This is a genomic window from Amycolatopsis sp. NBC_01488, from assembly GCF_036227105.1.
Classification (GTDB): domain Bacteria; phylum Actinomycetota; class Actinomycetes; order Mycobacteriales; family Pseudonocardiaceae; genus Amycolatopsis.
This window is the reverse complement of the sequence record NZ_CP109434.1, coordinates 8,194,794-8,211,448: the sequence shown is the minus strand read 5'-3', so window position 1 is coordinate 8,211,448 and position 16,655 is coordinate 8,194,794. Positions and strand designations below refer to the sequence as shown.

15 protein-coding genes are annotated in these 16,655 nt (G+C 72.1%); 7 read left to right on the top strand and 8 right to left on the bottom strand.

The window, feature by feature from the left end; translation table 11 throughout:
- Positions 1-3 precede the first annotated feature (3 nt).
- The gene (locus OG738_RS38580; RefSeq protein ID WP_329048463.1) at positions 4-441 is read right to left on the bottom strand and encodes an SRPBCC family protein; all 438 of its coding nucleotides are present in this window, start codon (positions 439-441) and stop codon (positions 4-6) included.
- Positions 442-498: 57 nt separating this feature from the next.
- On the opposite strand from OG738_RS38580, the gene OG738_RS38575 reads away from it, so the two are divergent.
- From OG738_RS38575 to OG738_RS38565, 3 genes are all read left to right on the top strand, one after another.
- Positions 499-1,107 (top strand): TetR/AcrR family transcriptional regulator, encoded by a 609-nt coding sequence (locus OG738_RS38575; protein WP_329048462.1) that lies wholly within the window; start codon positions 499-501, stop codon positions 1,105-1,107.
- A gap of 108 nt (positions 1,108-1,215) precedes the next feature.
- Positions 1,216-2,844, top strand: coding sequence for a GMC family oxidoreductase (locus tag OG738_RS38570; RefSeq protein WP_329048460.1), 1,629 nt, complete (start codon positions 1,216-1,218; stop codon positions 2,842-2,844).
- Positions 2,841-4,415: a succinic semialdehyde dehydrogenase gene (locus tag OG738_RS38565; protein ID WP_329048458.1), complete on the top strand. Its 1,575-nt coding sequence runs from the start codon at positions 2,841-2,843 to the stop codon at positions 4,413-4,415. The genes OG738_RS38570 and OG738_RS38565 overlap by 4 nt, the downstream gene beginning before the upstream one ends.
- A gap of 18 nt (positions 4,416-4,433) precedes the next feature.
- Here the strand turns inward: OG738_RS38565 and OG738_RS38560 are convergent, their stop codons facing one another.
- The 4 genes from OG738_RS38560 to OG738_RS38545 form a co-directional block, all read right to left on the bottom strand.
- Positions 4,434-5,888 (bottom strand): phospholipase D-like domain-containing protein, encoded by a 1,455-nt coding sequence (locus OG738_RS38560; RefSeq protein WP_329048456.1) that lies wholly within the window; start codon positions 5,886-5,888, stop codon positions 4,434-4,436.
- Positions 5,889-5,925: 37 nt separating this feature from the next.
- Complete coding sequence (gene eno / locus OG738_RS38555; protein ID WP_329048454.1) at positions 5,926-7,209, bottom strand: phosphopyruvate hydratase; 1,284 nt, start codon at positions 7,207-7,209, stop codon at positions 5,926-5,928.
- Positions 7,210-7,315: 106 nt separating this feature from the next.
- Complete coding sequence (locus OG738_RS38550; protein ID WP_329048452.1) at positions 7,316-8,764, bottom strand: HAMP domain-containing sensor histidine kinase; 1,449 nt, start codon at positions 8,762-8,764, stop codon at positions 7,316-7,318.
- The gene (locus OG738_RS38545) at positions 8,761-9,456 is read right to left on the bottom strand and encodes a response regulator transcription factor (RefSeq protein WP_329048451.1); all 696 of its coding nucleotides are present in this window, start codon (positions 9,454-9,456) and stop codon (positions 8,761-8,763) included. The genes OG738_RS38550 and OG738_RS38545 overlap by 4 nt, the downstream gene beginning before the upstream one ends.
- 164 nt (positions 9,457-9,620) lie before the next feature.
- Here OG738_RS38545 and OG738_RS38540 point away from each other — a divergent pair, with 164 nt between their 5' ends.
- Positions 9,621-10,061 carry a DUF1707 SHOCT-like domain-containing protein gene (locus tag OG738_RS38540; RefSeq protein ID WP_329048450.1) on the top strand — a complete coding sequence of 147 codons (441 nt, stop codon included), beginning with the start codon at positions 9,621-9,623 and terminating at the stop codon, positions 10,059-10,061.
- Between the two features lie 26 nt (positions 10,062-10,087).
- On the opposite strand, the gene OG738_RS38535 is transcribed toward OG738_RS38540, so the two are convergent.
- A complete protein-coding gene (locus OG738_RS38535; RefSeq protein WP_329048449.1) occupies positions 10,088-11,656 on the bottom strand; it encodes an amidase in 1,569 nt (522 codons plus the stop codon).
- A gap of 23 nt (positions 11,657-11,679) precedes the next feature.
- Positions 11,680-12,621, bottom strand: coding sequence for a LysR family transcriptional regulator (locus tag OG738_RS38530; RefSeq protein ID WP_329048447.1), 942 nt, complete (start codon positions 12,619-12,621; stop codon positions 11,680-11,682).
- Positions 12,622-12,703: 82 nt separating this feature from the next.
- Here OG738_RS38530 and OG738_RS38525 point away from each other — a divergent pair, with 82 nt between their 5' ends.
- The 3 genes from OG738_RS38525 to OG738_RS38515 are packed head-to-tail and all read left to right on the top strand — an operon-like array spanning position 12,704 to position 16,067.
- Positions 12,704-13,405, top strand: coding sequence for a succinate dehydrogenase cytochrome b subunit (locus OG738_RS38525; RefSeq protein WP_329048446.1), 702 nt, complete (start codon positions 12,704-12,706; stop codon positions 13,403-13,405).
- Positions 13,405-15,333 (top strand): fumarate reductase/succinate dehydrogenase flavoprotein subunit, encoded by a 1,929-nt coding sequence (locus OG738_RS38520; RefSeq protein ID WP_329048444.1) that lies wholly within the window; start codon positions 13,405-13,407, stop codon positions 15,331-15,333. Before OG738_RS38525 ends, OG738_RS38520 begins: the two co-directional genes overlap by 1 nt.
- On the top strand, positions 15,330-16,067 hold the full coding sequence (locus OG738_RS38515) for a succinate dehydrogenase/fumarate reductase iron-sulfur subunit (RefSeq protein ID WP_329048442.1): 738 nt from the start codon (positions 15,330-15,332) through the stop codon (positions 16,065-16,067). The genes OG738_RS38520 and OG738_RS38515 overlap by 4 nt, the downstream gene beginning before the upstream one ends.
- 26 nt (positions 16,068-16,093) lie before the next feature.
- On the opposite strand, the gene OG738_RS38510 is transcribed toward OG738_RS38515, so the two are convergent.
- Entirely contained in the window at positions 16,094-16,654 is a 561-nt protein-coding gene (locus tag OG738_RS38510; protein ID WP_329048441.1) for a class F sortase, read from the bottom strand.
- Position 16,655 lies beyond the last annotated feature (1 nt).

The window sequence follows — 16,655 nt, the reverse complement described above, 5'->3', positions numbered from 1 at the left end:
CCGTCACCAGCCGCTGTCGGCGAGGACGCCCGGCAGGCCCTCGGTGAGCATCCGGCGCCGGACGCGGTGCAGGAGCCGGGCCATGAAGAAGCCGCCGGCGCCGCGGAACCCCGTGTGCCGGTAGGTGAGGCGGGTCCCGGCCGGTGTCTCGTCGAGGTGGTACGTCACGGTGCTGGGCCGGTCGGCTTCCTGGTTCCGCCAGCTGAAGCTGAGCAGCTCGGGGGCGTCGGCCGCGAGGATTTCGCAGCGGACGATGCCGTCCCAGCCGGGCACCGGGCGCCCGACGAACCGGAACCGCGTGCCGACTTCGGGCGTGAACCCTTCGGGACGGCCGCCGCGCCCGGTCGACGTCCAGCGCGGGACCAGGGCCGGGTCGGTGAGGGCGCGCCAGACCCGGGGGCGGGGCTGCGGGTACTGGCGGACGATCTCGAACTCGCTCATGGGTGTCTCCGTTCGTTACAGTCACTGTAAACAGTACTCCTGCTGTAGTGTGTACTGGTGCTGAAGCCTGAGACGCTGCGGGAGCGCCGGAAGCGCGAACTGCGGCAGCAGCTGTCGGACACGGCGACCCGGATGTTCCTGGAGCGCGGGTTCGACGCGGTGCGCGTCGCCGACGTCGCGCGGGCGTGCGGGGTCACGGAGAAGACCGTGTTCAACCACTTCGGCAGCAAGGAAGCGCTGCTGGCCGACCGCTGGGACGCCCAGGTGCAGGTGCTGAGCGCGCGGCTCGCCGACACCCCGCCCCTGGACGCGGCCCTGGCCGTGCTGGGTGCGGAGCTGGACTTCCTCGTCGCCGCGGCGCGGCGGCACGGCTGGGCGGAGGTCCGCCGGTTCGGCGAGCTGGTCCGAACGACCCCGGCGCTGGTTGCGCACCACCGCGAGGCCCACGACCGCTTGACGGAGGCGGCCGTCGAGGCCCTGGCCGCCCGCCGCGGCACGACCCCGGACGACCCGATCGCCCGCATCACGGCAGCGGCGGTCACGGAGCTGTGGAACGTCTACGCCGTGAGTCTCCGGCGACACCAGGAGAAGGGTGCGGCGAGAGCGGCGCGCGCGGTCCGCGCGGACCTGGCGAGCGCGGCCGACGCGCTGCGGCGAGGGCTCTGACCGCGGCCGGGCCGCAGGAGTGCCCGTTGCGCTCCGAGGCGGCGACGCTATACCGTGAGCAAACTAGAACAGGTTACAGTTTGTGGCAGGCGGGACCGAGGAGCGGACATGGCGAACAGGGCGCCGCGCGGCGACGAGGCCGACTACGTCGTCGTCGGGTCGGGCAGCTCGGGGGCGGCGATCGCGGGCCGGCTGGCGCAGGCCGGGGCCAGCGTGATCGTCCTCGAAGCCGGCAAGAGCGACGAGCGGCTGCTGATCAAGAAGCCCGGGCTGGTGGGCCCGATGCACGCGGTGCCGCAGCTCAAGAAGCCGTTCGACTGGGGCTACTACGGCGTGCCGCAGAAACACGTTCTCGACCGCCGGATGCCGGTGCCGCGCGGCAAGGTCGTCGGCGGCTCCAGCTCCATCAACGGCATGGTCTACGTCCGCGGCAACCGCGCCAACTTCGACTCGTGGGCCGCCGAGGGCAACACCGGCTGGGACGCCGACAGCGTCAACGCCGCCTACAAGCGGATGGAGGACTTCGAGGACGGCGAGAACGCCTTCCGCGGCGCGGGCGGCCCGATCCGGGTCACGCGCGCCAAGAACCCGCAGGAAGGGTCGTTGCAGTTCGTCGACGCCACCGCCGACGCGCTCGGGTGCAAGATCCTCGACGACTACAACGCCGAGTCGCAGGAGGGTGTCAGCCGGATGCAGCAGAACGCTGCCGACGGCCTGCGCTACAGCGCCTCACGCGGCTACATCCACCACCTCGCGCCGCCGACGCTCCAGCTCCAGTCCGGGGTGCTGGTCGAGAAGGTCCTCTTCGCCAACGGCCGTGCCACCGGCGTCGAAGTCGTCGACGGCGGCCGGCGACGCACCATCCGCGCCGGCAAGGAGGTCATCCTCTCGGCCGGGTTCGCCGGCTCCGCGCAGCTGCTCATGCTGTCCGGCATCGGCCACGCCGAGCACCTGAAGGAACACGGCATCGACGTGCTCGCCGACCTGCCCGTCGGCGACAACCTGCACGACCACATGTTCCACGCCCTGACCTTCCACGTGTCCTCCAGCAAGAACAAGGGCTCGGCGCCGTACTTCGCGCGCGGCCTCGCCCGCGAGCTGCTGAAGCCCGGCACGACGTTCCTCGCGAACTCGGTGTTCGAGGCGGTCGCGTTTCTCCGGACGTCGCAGGCGGACGCCGTCCCCGACCTCCAGCTGCACCTCCTGCCGTGGGCGTACGTCTCGCCCAACCAGGACGCGCCGATCCGGCACGACGTCGACAAGCGCCCCGCGCTCACCGTGCTGACGACGCTGATCTACCCCAAGAGCCGCGGCACGCTCCGGCTTTCCTCCGCCGATCCCACGGCCGCACCGCTCATCGACTTCCAGTACCTCTCCGACCCGGCCGACCTCGAAGTGCTCGGCGAAGGCTCGGAAATGGTCCGCGAGATCTTCGCGTCGAAGGCGTTCAAGGGCGCGGTCAAGGAGGAGATCCACCCGGGCACGAACCTGCGCGGCCAGGAGCTGCGCGACGCGATCCTGAACCGCGCGACGTCGGTCTACCACGGCGTCGGCACCTGCCGGATGGGCGTCGACGAGCTGGCCGTCGTCGGCCCGGACCTCAAGGTGCGCGGCGTCGAAGGCCTGCGGGTCTGCGACGCGTCGATCATGCCGTCGATCACCGGCGGCAACACCAACGCGCCCGCCATCATGATCGGCGAGATGGGCGCTCGGCTCGTGCTCGGGAGCGCATCGTGACCGTGACGCCGATTCAGCTCACCCGCCCGGCGTCCGTGACCGACGAGTTCTTGAAGCAGCTCGTCGCCCGCGTGCCGGGTTCGTCCGGCGAGACCTGGCAGCTCACCGAGGTCTACACCGGCGAAGCGCTCGTCGAACTGCCGCAGTCGACGCCGTCCGACATCGAGCAGGCGTTCGCCGCCGCCCGCGAGGCGCAGCGCAGCTGGGCAGCGACGCCGCTCAAGCAGCGGCTGGCGGTGTTCAAGCGGGCGCACGCGCTCTTCGTCGACCGCGCGCGGGCCGTCACCGACCTCATCCAGGTCGAGAGCGGCAAGAACCGGCGGATGGCCATCGAAGAAACCTGCGACCCCGCCATGGTGATGAGCCACTACCTGCGGCGGGCGGCCAAGCTGCTGGCGCCGACCAAACGCGGCGGGCCGGTGCCGCTGCTGACGTCGTCGACCGAGGTCCGGCAGCCCAAGGGCGTCGTCGGCATCATCGCGCCGTGGAACTTCCCGTTCGCCACCGGCATTTCCGACGCGATCCCGGCGCTGATGGCCGGCAACGCGGTCGTCCTGAAACCGGACAACAAGACGGCGCTCTCGCCGCTCTACGGCATCCGGATGCTCGAAGAGGCCGGCCTGCCCGAAGGGTTGTTCCAGGTCGTCTGCGGCGAGGGTCCCGACGTCGGCCCGACGCTGATCGATCAAGCCGACTACGTGATGTTCACCGGCTCCACCGCCACCGGCCGGGTCATCGGCGAGCGGGCCGGGCGCAACCTCATCGGCTGCTGCCTGGAGCTCGGCGGCAAGAACCCGATGATCGTCCTCGACGACGCCGACATCGCCGAAGCCGTGCGGGGCGCGATCTTCGGCGCCTTCGGCAACACCGGCCAGATCTGCATGCACATCGAGCGGATCTACCTGCCGGAGTCCCGCTACGACGAGTTCAAGGCCGCGTTCGTGAAGGCCACGAGCGCGCTGGACGTCCGCGCGGCCTACGACTTCGGGCCCGACATGGGCTCGCTCGTCTCGCCCGACCACCTGCGCCGCGTCAAGGAGCACGTCGACGACGCCGTCGCGAAGGGCGCGACCGTGCTGTGCGGCGGCAAGCCGCGCCCCGACCTCGGGCCGGCGTTCTTCGAGCCGACGATCCTCGAAGGCGTCACGAAGGACATGCTCTGCGGCGTCACCGAAACCTTCGGCCCGGTGATCGCGCTGCACCGGTACCGGACCGTCGACGAGGCCGTCGAGCTGGCCAACGACACCGACTACGGCCTCAACGCCTCGGTCTGGAGCCGGGACATCGCTGCCGCGCGCGCGGTCGCGGCGCGGCTGGAGTCCGGCAACGTGAACGTCAACGACATCCTGGCGACCGCGTTCGCCGCCAAGGGAACGCCGTCCGGTGGCGTGAAGAGCTCCGGGGTCGGCGCCCGCCACGGCGACCAGGGCCTGCTCAAGTACACCGACGGGCAGAACCTGGCCGTGCTGAAGAAGCAGGTCATGGGCCCGCGGCCCGGACAGGGCTACGAGAAGTACGTCGAGAGCATGCTGTCCGGGCTGAAGCTCATGCGTCGGCTGCGGATCCGCTGATCCAGGGTGATCTTCGCTTCAGCCGTCGACGAGGAGTCCACGCAGCGGTCCCTGCAGCCGGCCCGCCCGCCGGGAGACGCCGGGAAGCAGCACCAGCCGGTGCGTGCGGTGCTCGCCCCGGCGTTCGCGCTCCGCCTGCTCCCGGGCCAGCGGCCGCCAGAGGTGGTCGACGACGTCCGCCGGGTCGCCGTCCACCTCGGCCACGTCCCGGCCGAGGTGCTCGGCCCACAGGCGCAGCCGCGTCGTGCGGGCCAGCTCGCGGTCGTCGGTCGCGATGTTGACCTCGGTGTCGTTGAACAGCGAGTGCTCGTTGAGGTTCGCGGACCCGACGGTCAGCCACTCGTCGTCGACGATGCCGAGCTTCGCGTGCACGTAGACGGGTGCGCCCGAATCGCCGTCGTGGGCGCTGATCGTCGCCGCGAGCAGGCGGCCGTGGCCGTCGTCGGCGTCCAGCAGCCTGCCCAGCTGGCCGCGGGTGGTGTCGGCGCCGTTGCTCGGCTTGCGCGGCAGCAGCAGGACCATGCGGAAGCGGTCATGGGGCGGGTGGCGCAGCTTGTCGAGCAGCACCTCGGCGATCTCGGGCGACCACAGGAACTGGTTCTCCAGGTAGACCAGCCGGCGCGCCGAGCGCAGGGCCCGCAGGTAGCCGTCGAGGATGGTGAACTCGCCCTGGGGCGCGAAGCCGTAGGTGCTGTTCGGCACCGTGCGCAGCAGCTGGACGCGGGTGCCGCCGGCCGGCCCTGGCACGTCCGGCGCCGGCAGGTCCTCGTCGGCGACCTCCGTCCACCGCTTTCGGAAGTGGTCGGCGACGTCGGCGACGACCGGGCCTTCGAGCCGCGACGCCAGGTCGTGCCAGCCGATCGGCCGCGGCGGGTGCTGCGGGCTGTCGTGCCGGTCGCCCTCCAGCGCGGTGAAGTCGACCCCGCCGACGAACGCGACCGCGTCGTCGACGACCACGATCTTCTCGTGGTGGCAGTGCATGGTCCGCTCGCGGGAGTCCAGCACGCAGCGCACGGCCGAGCCGTCGGTGAGCTTCCGCTGCTCCCGCCGCGCCAGGCCCCGCGTCGGCTGGAACGCCGGGACCGGCGGCCCGGCCCACAGCAGCACGCGCACCTCGACGCCGCGCTCGGCGGTCTCGGCGAGCAGCTCCCGCAGGGTGAGGGCGCCGGGCTCGCGCGTCAGCCGGAAGTCCGCGCTCGCGTGCCAGTTGGCGATGTGCACGTGGGACTTCGCGCGCCGGATGGCGTCCTCGATCGACGGCAGCGTCTCTTCGCCGTCGATCAGGACCTCGACGCGGTTGCCGTCGCGGACCGCGGGCCGGCCGCCGAGGCGGTCGTCCGCGCCGCCGGGCCCGAGCACGTCGCCCCAGCCCAGCGCGCGCAGCCGCCGCCGGTGATGGGCGCACAGGACGTGCTCGAGCCCGTCGCCGAGCCGCTCGTCCACCTTGTCCAGGAAAGAGTGAAAAGGCTTCACGCGTCCTATGGCACTACAGATCGGCCCGGTCCGCCGATCAGCGGCGGCCGCGGAGGGTGGCGCGCCCGGCGTAGCGGGCTTCGGCGCCCAGCTCTTCTTCGATGCGGATGAGCTGGTTGTACTTGGCGGTGCGGTCGGAGCGGGACAGCGAGCCGGTCTTGATCTGGCCGCAGCCGGTGGCGACCGCGAGGTCGGCGATCGTGGTGTCCTCGGTTTCGCCGGAGCGGTGCGACATCACGGCCGAGTAGCCCGCCTTGTGCGCGGTGTCGACGGTCAGCAGCGTCTCGGTGAGCGTGCCGATCTGGTTGACCTTGATCAGGATCGAGTTCGCGATGCCGCGGTCGATCCCGTCCTGGAGCAGCTTGACGTTGGTGCAGAAGACGTCGTCGCCGACGAGCTGCACGCGGTCGCCGATGCCGTCGGTGAGCTGCTTCCAGCCGTCGTAGTCGTCCTGCGCGAGGCCGTCTTCGATGGAGACGATCGGGAAGCGCGTGGTCAGGTCGGCGAGGTAGGCGACGTGCTCCTCGACGCTGCGCTTGCGGCCCTCGCCGCGGTAGTCGTAGACGCCGTCGGCGTAGAACTCCGACGCGGCCGGGTCGAGCAGCAGCGCGATGTCCTCGCCGGGGGTGTAGCCGCTCTCCTCGATCGCGCGGACGACGAACTCGAGCGCTTCGTCGGCCGACGCGAGGTTGGGCGCGAAGCCGCCTTCGTCGCCGACGTTGGTGCCGTGCCCGGCCTTCCGCAGCGAGGCGCGCAGCGTGTGGAAGACCTCGGAGCCCATCCGCACGGCCTCGGCGAACGTCTCGGCGCCGACCGGGCCGATCATGAACTCCTGGAAGTCGATCGGGTTGTCGGCGTGCGCGCCGCCGTTGACGATGTTCATCATCGGCATCGGCAGCTGGTGGGCGAAGACGCCGCCGACGTAGCGGTACAGCGGCAGGGTGTTCGCCGCCGCGGCGGCCTTCGCGACGGCCAGGGAGATCCCGAGCGTGGCGTTGGCGCCGACCCGGGCCTTGTTAGGCGTTCCGTCCGCCGCGATGAGCGCGGCGTCGACCTCGGCCTGCGCTTCGGCGTTCAGCCCGACGACCGCTTCGGCGAGTTCGGTGTTGACCGCGGTGACGGCCTTGCGGACGCCTTTGCCGTGGTAGCGCGCCTGGTCGCCGTCTCGCAGCTCGACCGCTTCGCGCGTGCCGGTGGAAGCACCCGACGGGACGGCGGCCCGGCCCAGCGAGCCGTCCTCCAGGAGAACGTCCACCTCGACGGTCGGGTTGCCCCGGCTGTCGAGCACCTCACGGCCACGAACACGGGCGATTGCCGTCATCTCAGCTCCTCGAAGAAAGTTCCCCAGGGGCGCCGGCGGCGCTGCCGTGCGCGGGTCCGCGACGCAGGCTAGCAGAGAGTTTCTGAATCGATAAGGGCCGTGGAAGTCACCTGTCGGACAGTGCCGGCCGTCCAGGAGAATCCGATGAAGATGGCGCGGGGTTTCCTGGCGAAGGCGGCAGGACCAAGTCGAACCGCGCGCCGCCGGTGTCGGCACGCGACGCCGAGGCGTGCCCGCCGTGCTGGGTCAGGACCTGGTCGACGATCGCCAGCCCGAGCCCCGAGCCGGGCAGCGCGCGGGCGGCGTCGGCCCGGTAGAACCGCTCGAAGACGTGGGGCAGGTCGGCTTCGGCGATGCCCGGGCCTTCGTCGTCGACGCGCATTCGCACCGCGTCTGGTGCCACCGCCATCGACACGTGCACGGTGCCTCCGGGCGGTGACCACTTCGCGGCGTTGTCGAGCACGTTCAGCACCGCCCGTTCGAGCGCCGCGGGGCGCGCGACGACCTCCGCGTCGGTCAGCTCGGCGGTGAAGGACACCTTCGGCCACCGAGACCGCGTGCGTTCGACCGCCGAGCCGACGACGTCGGCCAGCGCCAGCCGTTCCGCCTCTTCGCTCGGCCGCTCCCCGGTGGACAGGTCGACCAGCTCGCCGATCAGCGCGGTGAGCTCGGTGGCCTGGGTGTCGAGGTCGGCCAGCAGCCGCGAGCGGTCCTCGGCCGACAGCTGCCGGTCGGGGTTCGCTTCGGCGTGGATGAGGAGCTCGATGTTGTTGCGCAGGCTGGTCAACGGCGTCCGCAGCTCGTGCCCGGCGTCCTCGGCGAGCCGCCGCTGCTCGTCGCGCGAGCGCCCCAGTGCGCCGAGCATCTCGTTGAACGACGTCGCCAGCCTGCCGATCTCGCCGGTCGCGGTGACGTCGATGGCCGCCGACAGCTCCTGCGTCCTGGCGACGTTCTCGGCCGCCGCGGTCAGGTCGTCCACCGGCCGCAGGGCCGAGCGCGCGACCGCCCGGCCGGTCAGCGTCGCCCCGAGCACGCCGGCCAGCGACACGACGAGCAGCCAGACGCCGAGGCGCGCCAGCGTGTTCTCGACGTCCTCGGAGTCCTGGGCGACTTCCACCGTCCCGCCGCCGGGCCGCTGGGCCGTCCACACGCGGAACCGGTCGCCCGCGATGCGGCGGATGTCGGACGCGTGGCCGGTCGAGGCCGCCGCGACGGGCGCGTCCGCCGGGGGCGGCGGGATGACCGGCATCATGCCCGCGGTGCCGGTGACCGTGCCGGTGGCGGAGCGGAACTGGACGGTCAGCCCGCCGTCCCGGCCGAATGCGGGGCGGTCTTCGGTGGACCGCAGCGTTGCCAGCGCCTCCTCCGGCGACGACGTCTTCGCCGCCAGCTGGGCGTAGGACTGCAACCGGGCGTCGAACTGGTCGTAGAGGTTCGCCCGGGTGATGCTCCACGAGCTCGCCGAGACGGTGACCACCGCCACCGCCACCGCGCCGGCCACCAGCACGCCCAGCCGAGCCCGCAGCGACAGCGTCTTCCAGCGGGGCCGTCTCACAGCGGTTCCTCGCGCAGGACGTACCCGACGCCGCGCACGGTGTGCAGCAACCGCGGCTCGCCGTCGGCCTCCAGCTTGCGGCGCAGGTAGCTGACGTAGACGTCGAGGCCGTTCGACGCGGTCCCGAAGTCGTAGCCCCACACGTTCTCGAACATCACGGTGCGGGTCAGCACGATCCGCGGGTGGCGCAGGAACGTCTCGAGCATCGCGAACTCGGTCCGGGTCAGGTGCACCGGACGGCCGCCGCGGAACACCTCCCGCGTCCCCGGGTCGAGCGTCACGTCCCCGAACCGCAGCGCCGGGGGAGCGGCGGGCGCGGGCGGGGTGTGGTAGTCGGTGCGCCGCAGCAGCGCCCGCACCCGGGCCAGCAGCTCCTGCAGGGCGAACGGCTTGACGAGGTAGTCGTCGGCGCCCGCGTCGAGGCCGGCGACCCGGTCGGTGACCGCGGTCCGCGCGGTCAGCATGAGGATCGGCACGGTGTTGCCTTCGGCCCGCAGGACCCGGCAGGTCTCCAGGCCGCCGAGCACCGGCATGGTGACGTCGAGCAGGACGCCGTCGGGCGTTTCGTCGCGGACCAGCTTGAGTCCCGCGGCCCCGTCGCCGGCGACGGAGACGGTGTAGCCCTCGAAGCGCAGAGTGCGGGACAGCGAGTCCTGCACGGCCGTCTCGTCGTCGACGATCACCAGGTGCACCCGGTGTCCCTTCCTCCGGCTTTCGATGACACACCGTAACTGTAGTCGAGGTCGTCGCCGGGGCGGGCAACTCTCATCGAACGTTAACGATCGGCGGCGCCCGGCCGCGGATTCCGGAGTTAGCCTCGTGGTCAGGGATCTCACCGACACGGAAAGAGATGAGTATGAGCGACAGCGTGCTCGGCACCGCCCCTTCCCCGGCCACGGACGGAATCCGGTGCTCGGATGCGGAACGTGAGCAGGTCCGCGCGGCCCTCTACGCGGCGGCCGGCGAAGGCCGGCTGACGATGGACGAGGTCGAGGACCGCCTGGGCCGGCTCGAGGAAGCCCGCTTCCGGCACGAGCTGGCCGCGATGACCGCGGACCTGCCCGCACCGGAGACGGCGGAGGTGGCGACGGGCTGGCGGCCGGTGCTGGCCGCCGCCGGCCGGACCCTCGCCGCCGACGTCGCTGTCCTATTGGGACGGTCGGCCCAGCCGGCCCCCGCGCGCCGGCGGGTGCTGATGATCGTCGTCGCCGTCATCGTGCTCCTGCTGCTGGCCTCGGTCGTGGCGCAGGGCTTCGAACCGCACGGCTTCGAGCCGCGCGGCCCGATGCGCGGCTGACCGAGGACGGCGACCTCCGACGACCCTCAGGAGCCGAGCGTCGGCAGGAACGCGGGTGCCCGGCGCGCCGGGGCGGCCCGTTCGAACGCCGCGGCCAGTGCGAGGACCCGGGCGTCGGCCCAGCGGCCGGCGAAGAACGACACGCCGATCGGCAGCGGGCCCGCGAACCCGGCCGGGACCGACACGTTCGGGTAGCCCGCGACGGCCGCCGGGGTCGACGAGCCGAGCACGAACGCGTCGCCGGCCGCGTAGTCCGTCTTCCACGCCGGGCTGTTCGTCGGTGCCACGATCGCGTCCAGGTGCAGCCGCGAGAGCGTCTCGTCGATCGACCGCCGCGCCAGCGACGTCGCCGTCGTGCGCTGCTGCCGGTAGGCCGGATCGCTCGGGGCCGGCGCGGCCGCGGCCTGCTCGAACAGCTCCTGGCCGAACTTCGACAGCTCCACCGGGTCGCGCCGGTCGAAGGCGATCAGCTCGTCGAGCGTGGCGGGGTGGCCCGGCCGGTGCGTGAGGTACGCGTTCAGGTCGTGCTTGAACTCGGTGAGCAGCGCCGGTGTCTCGGCGGCGCCGATCTGGTCCTGGTACGGCAGGTCGACGTCGACGACCGTGGCGCCGCGGGCGGTCAGCGTCCGCACGGCGTCGCCGACGACGCGGTCGACGTCGGCGTCCAGGCCGGCCAGCCGCCAGACGCCGATCCGGGCCCCGCGCAGGGCGCCCGGGTTCAGGAGCGCCGCGTAGTCGCGCGGCTGCCCCGCGGGGATCGCCGCCGTCGCGGGATCGGCCGGGTCGCGGCCCTGCAGCACCGACAGCGTGACGGCGGCGTCGACGACGTGGCGCGCCATCGGCCCGGCGGTGTCCTGCTCCGCGGAGATCGGCACGACCCCGGTCCGGCTGACGAGCCCGAGCGTCGGCTTCTCGCCGACGACGTCGTTGGCGCCGGCCGGGCAGACGATCGAGCCGTCGGTCTCGGTGCCGAGCGCGACCTGGGCCAGCGTGGCCGCCACGGCCGCGCCGGACCCCGACGACGAGCCGCACGGGTTGCGGTCGAGGACGTAGGGGTTGTTCGTCTGGCCGCCGATCCCGGACCAGCCCGACGTCGAGTGCGTGGACCGGAAGTTCGCCCACTCGGAGAGGTTCGTCTTGCCGAGGATCACCGCGCCGCCGCGCTGCAGCCGGTTCACCAGCGCCGCGTCGGCGGCCGGGCGGCTGCGCGGCAGCGCCCGCGAACCCGCGGTCGCCGGCAGCACGCGCGTGTCGATGTTGTCCTTGAGCAGCACCGGGATCCCGTCGAGCTGCCCGAGCGTGCGGCCCGCGCGCCGGCGGGCGTCGCTGGCGGCGGCGGCGCGGAGCGCGCCCGGGTCGACGGCGACGACCGAGTGGACCTTGCCGTCGAGGACGTCGATGCGGTGCAGGTAGGCCGCGGTCAGCCGCACGGCGGTCAGGCCGCCGTGGTCCATCCGCTGCTGGAGTTCGGGGATGGTGGCGGCGTCGAGGTCGAACCCGAGGCCGGTCGACGCGGAGGCGGGGACCGGGGCCAGGAGGGAACCGGCGAGGACGACGAGCACGGCGGCCGAGCGCAGACGATTCACGGCGTCCATCGCACTCCTGAACGCGGCGGCGGTCAACCCTCCGTTGGTCGGGCCTGTCTGTCCACAAGGGACTCGATACCGGGCGGGAGGCTCGCGCGGTCGGCCACGAACCCGACGATCGCGGCACGCAGCGCGCGCACGGCCCGCGTCGGGTCGACCTCCGTGCGGTAGGCCAGCTGGACGATCCGCGTCATGCCCGCGTCCGGGGAGAACCGCCTCATCCGGAACCGTTCGCCCGCCACGGTGCTCGGCACCACCGCCGACCCGACGCCGGCGCGCACCAGCTCCAGCACGGCGTCCATCTCGCCGCCCTCGATCGCGAACGACGGCTCGAACCCAGCCGCGCGGCACGCGTTGACCGTCGCCTCCCGGACGTCGTAGCCGCGGCGGAACATCACCAGCGGGACGTCCGCCAGCTCGCGGACCTCCAGGCGGGTGCTCCGCACCGGGGCGTCCGCGGGGGAGATCACGACCAGCTCCTCCAGCAGCAACGGCGTCGCCGCCAGGTGGGGATCGCCGGACATCCGGGCCCCGGCCAGCAGCGCCAGGTCCAGCGCGCCTTCGGCCAGCCGCTGCCGGAGGTCACCGGACCCGCTCTCGTGCAGCTCCAGCTGGATGCCCGGGTACCGGCGGCGGAACGCCGACAGCATCGCGGGCAGCAGGCCCGTGCACAGGCTGGGCGGCGCGCCGAGCCGGACGCGGCCGCGGTCCAGCTCGTCGAGCTCCCGGATCGCGAGCCGCGCGCTTTCGGTCTCCGCCAGGATCCGCCGCGCGATCGGGAGCAGGACCTCACCGGCTTCGGTGAGCGAGACGTTGCCGCGGATCCGGTGGAACAGCGGCGCGCCCAGGTCGTGTTCGAGCGTGCGGATCTGCTGGGACAGCGAAGGCTGCGCGACCCGCATCTGCTCGGCGGCGCGGGTGAAGTGCCGGTGCTCGGCGACGGCGACGAAGTAGGCGAGCTGGTGCAGCTGCATGACTCGATGATAGTCAATGCCTATCGAGTGCAGAGCTACGATGTCTTTGACCTCTGATGAGACCGCTCCTACCGTCGATCGGGTGGCAAACGACCTCGCGGTGCGGCGCTCGAACGTCCGCCGGTTCTGGGATTCGACAATCGGCAAGAAGATCGTCATGGCGGTGAGCGGCGGCCTGCTGCTCGCGTTCGTGTTCGCGCACATGGTCGGCAACCTCAAGACGTTCCTCGGCGCCGGCGACCTGAACCACTACGCGCACTGGCTGCGGACGATCGGCGAGCCGGTCCTGGGCTACGCCTGGTTCCTCTGGATCCAGCGCGTGGTCCTGCTGGTCGCGCTCGTCCTGCACGTCACCGCGGCGGTCCAGCTGGTCCGGCGCGACCTGCGGGCGCGACCGGTGCGCTACGTCCACCGGCGCCCGGTCCGCGCGACCTTCGCGGTGCGCACGATGCGCTGGGGCGGCGCGACGCTCGCGGTGTTCGTCGGCTGGCACATCCTCGACTTCACCGTGGGCACGGTGAACCGCGACTTCGTGCCGGGCGACCCGTACCACAACCTCGTCGCGGACTTCCAGGTCTGGTGGGTGAACCTGATCTACCTCGTGGCGTTGGCGATGCTCGGCCTGCACATCCACCACGGCTTCGCCAGTGCGGCGCGCACGCTCGGCGTCACCAGTGCGCGACGGGAGCGGGCGATCAAGATCTTCGGCAGCACGACGGCGGTCGTGATCGCGGGCGGCTACGCGCTCGTCCCGGTCGCGGTCATGACGGGACTGGTGCACTGATGGACGGCTACCCGACCGGCGACCCGATCACCGACACCAAGGCACCCGCCGGTCCGCTGGAAAACCGCTGGGACGACCGGAAGTTCGCCGCGAAGCTGGTGAACCCGGCGAACCGTCGCAAGCACCGCGTGATCGTGGTGGGCACCGGGCTGGCCGGCGGCTCGGCCGGGGCGACGCTGGCCGAACAGGGCTACCACGTGGTGCAGTTCTGCTTCCAGGACTCCCCGCGGCGCGCGCACTCGGTGGCCGCGCAGGGCGGGATCAACGCGGCGAAGAACTACCGCAACGACGGCGACTCCGTGTACCGCCTGTTCTACGACACGGTGAAGGGCGGCGACTTCCGGTCGCGGGAGTCCAACGTGTACCGGCTGGCCCAGGTGTCGGCGCAGATCATCGACCAGGCCGTGGCGCAGGGCGTGCCGTTCGCGCGGGAGTACGGCGGCCTGCTCGACACGCGCTCGTTCGGCGGCGTGCAGGTGCAGCGGACGTTCTACGCGCGCGGCCAGACGGGTCAGCAGCTGCTGATCGGCGCGTACCAGGCGTTGTCGCGGCAGATCGACGCGGGCACCGTCGAACTGCACGCGCGGACGGAGATGCTCGACCTGGTCGTCGTCGACGGCCGGGCCCGCGGCATCGTCGCCCGCGACCTGGTCACCGGCGAGATCGAGACGCACCTGGCCGACGCCGTCGTCCTCGCGACCGGCGGCTACGGCAACGTCTTCTACCTCTCCACCAACGCCAAAGGCTCGAACGCCACCGCGATCTGGCGCGCCCACAAGCGCGGTGCCTACTTCGCCAACCCGTGCTTCACCCAGATCCACCCGACGTGCATCCCGCGCTCGGGGGAGCACCAGTCGAAGCTCACGCTGATGAGCGAGTCGTTGCGCAACGACGGCCGCATCTGGGTGCCGAAGCGGAAGGGCGACCCCCGGCCGCCGTCGGAAATCCCCGAGGACGAGCGCGACCACTACCTCGAGCGGCTGTACCCGAGCTTCGGCAACCTGGTGCCACGCGACATCGCGTCGCGGGCGGCGAAGAACGTCTGCGACGCGGGGCTCGGCGTCGGACCCGGCGGCCTGGGTGTCTACCTGGACTTCGCCGACGCGATCGAGCGCATGGGCCGCCCGGCGATCGAAGCCCGCTACGGCAACCTCTTCGACATGTACCAGCGCATCACCGCGGAGGACCCTTATCGGACCCCGATGCGGATCTACCCGGCCATCCACTACACGATGGGCGGCCTGTGGGTGGACTACGACCTGCAGAGCACGATCCCCGGCCTGTTCGTCATCGGGGAGGCCAACTTCTCCGACCACGGTGCCAACCGGCTCGGCGCGTCGGCGTTGATGCAGGGTCTCGCCGACGGCTACTTCGTGCTCCCGGCGACCCTCAACGACTACCTGGGCGGGACCCGCCTCGACTCGGTGTCGCCCCAGCACGACGAGGTCACGCGGGTGGAAGCCGAGGTGCGCGACCGGATTTCCCGGCTGCTCGCGGTCGGCGGCACGCGGTCGGCCGACTCGTTCCACCGCGAGCTGGGCCTGCTGCTGTGGGACCACTGCGGGATGTCCCGCAGCCGCGAAGGCCTGCGCAAGGCACTGGACCGGATCCCGGGTCTGCGCGCGGAGTTCTGGCGGGACGTCCGCATCCCCGGCGTCGCGGCGGACCTGAACCAGGAGCTGGAGAAGGCGAACCGGGTGGCCGACTTCCTGGAGCTGGCCGAGCTGCTGCTGGTCGACGCGCTCGCGCGCGAGGAATCCTGCGGCGGGCACTTCCGCGAGGAACACCAGACCCCCGACGGCGAGGCGCGCCGCGACGACGAGCACTTCGCCTACGTCGCGGCGTGGGAGTACGGCGAGAAACCCGTGCTGCACCGCGAAGACCTCACCTTCGAGCACGTCCACCCGACCCAGCGGAGCTACACGTGAAACTGACCGTCCGCGTCTGGCGGCAGGCCGGCCCGGCCACCGAGGGCCGGCTGGTGTCCTACCCCGTCGACGACCTCAGCCCGGACATGTCCTTCCTGGAACTGCTCGACGTGCTGAACCAGGAGCTGATCGACAACGGCGAGGAGCCGGTGGCCTTCGACCACGACTGCCGGGAGGGCATCTGCGGCTCGTGCGGCGTGGTGATCAACGGGCAGGCGCACGGCCCGGAGCGCACGACGTCCTGCCAGCTGCACCTGCGCTCGTTCGAAGACGGCGCCGTCGTCGACGTGGAACCGTGGCGCGCCAAGGGCTTTCCGGTGCTCAAGGACCTGGTGGTCGACCGGTCGGCCCTGGACCGGATCGTCCAGGCGGGCGGGTACGTGAGCGCCCCGACCGGCAGCGCCCCGGACGCGCACGCCACCCCGGTCCCCAAGCCGGACGCGGACCTGGCGTTCGACAACGCGACGTGCATCGGCTGCGGCGCCTGCGTGGCGGCGTGTCCCAACGGCTCGGCGACGCTGTTCACGGCGGCGAAGGTGACGCACCTTTCGCTGCTCCCGCAGGGACGGCCGGAACGGGCCCAGCGGGTGCTGGCCATGGTGGACGCGATGGACGCGGAGGGGTTCGGCGGGTGCACGAACACCGGCGAGTGCGTGGCGTCGTGCCCGAAGGGCATCCCGTTCGCGAGCATCGCGAGCCTCAACCGGGAGTTCCGGAAGGCGAGCCGCTCCTAGCGTCGCAGTGTCACCGTGTCACCGTGTCACCGCTTGAGCTTGGCGTACACGATCACGTTGTCGAGGTAGGTGCGGCTCGCCGCGTCGTACTTGCCGCCGCAGGTGATCAGGCGCAGCTCGGGGCCGGACGTGTTGCCGTACACCGCTTCCGTCGGGAACGACTTCTTGGCGATCTGGTCGACCTTCGTCACCTCGAAGGTCAGCTGCCCGCCGTCGGCGCGGTCGACGTGCACGGGGTCGCCGGGCTTCAGCTCGTGCAGCCGCCAGAAGATGCCCTTGCGGTGGTCGCCGTCGATGTGGCCGAGGATCACCGCGGGCCCGGCCTCGCCGGGGGCCGGGCCGTACTCGTACCAGCCGGCCTGCAGTGGCTGGTCGACCGGCGGCACCTCGACGGTCCGGTCGGGGTTGAGGCCGAGCGACACCAGCGTCGACTTCGCGTCGATCGCCGGGACGTCGAGCGCGGTCGGCAGGGACCGGGCCGGCCCGGCGGCGGCCGGTACCGGCGGCGGGGCCGCAGGAGTCGTCGTCGCGCCGCACCCGGCGAGCAGCAGCGCGGAGACGGCGGCGAGGAGAACGCGGCGCAGCATC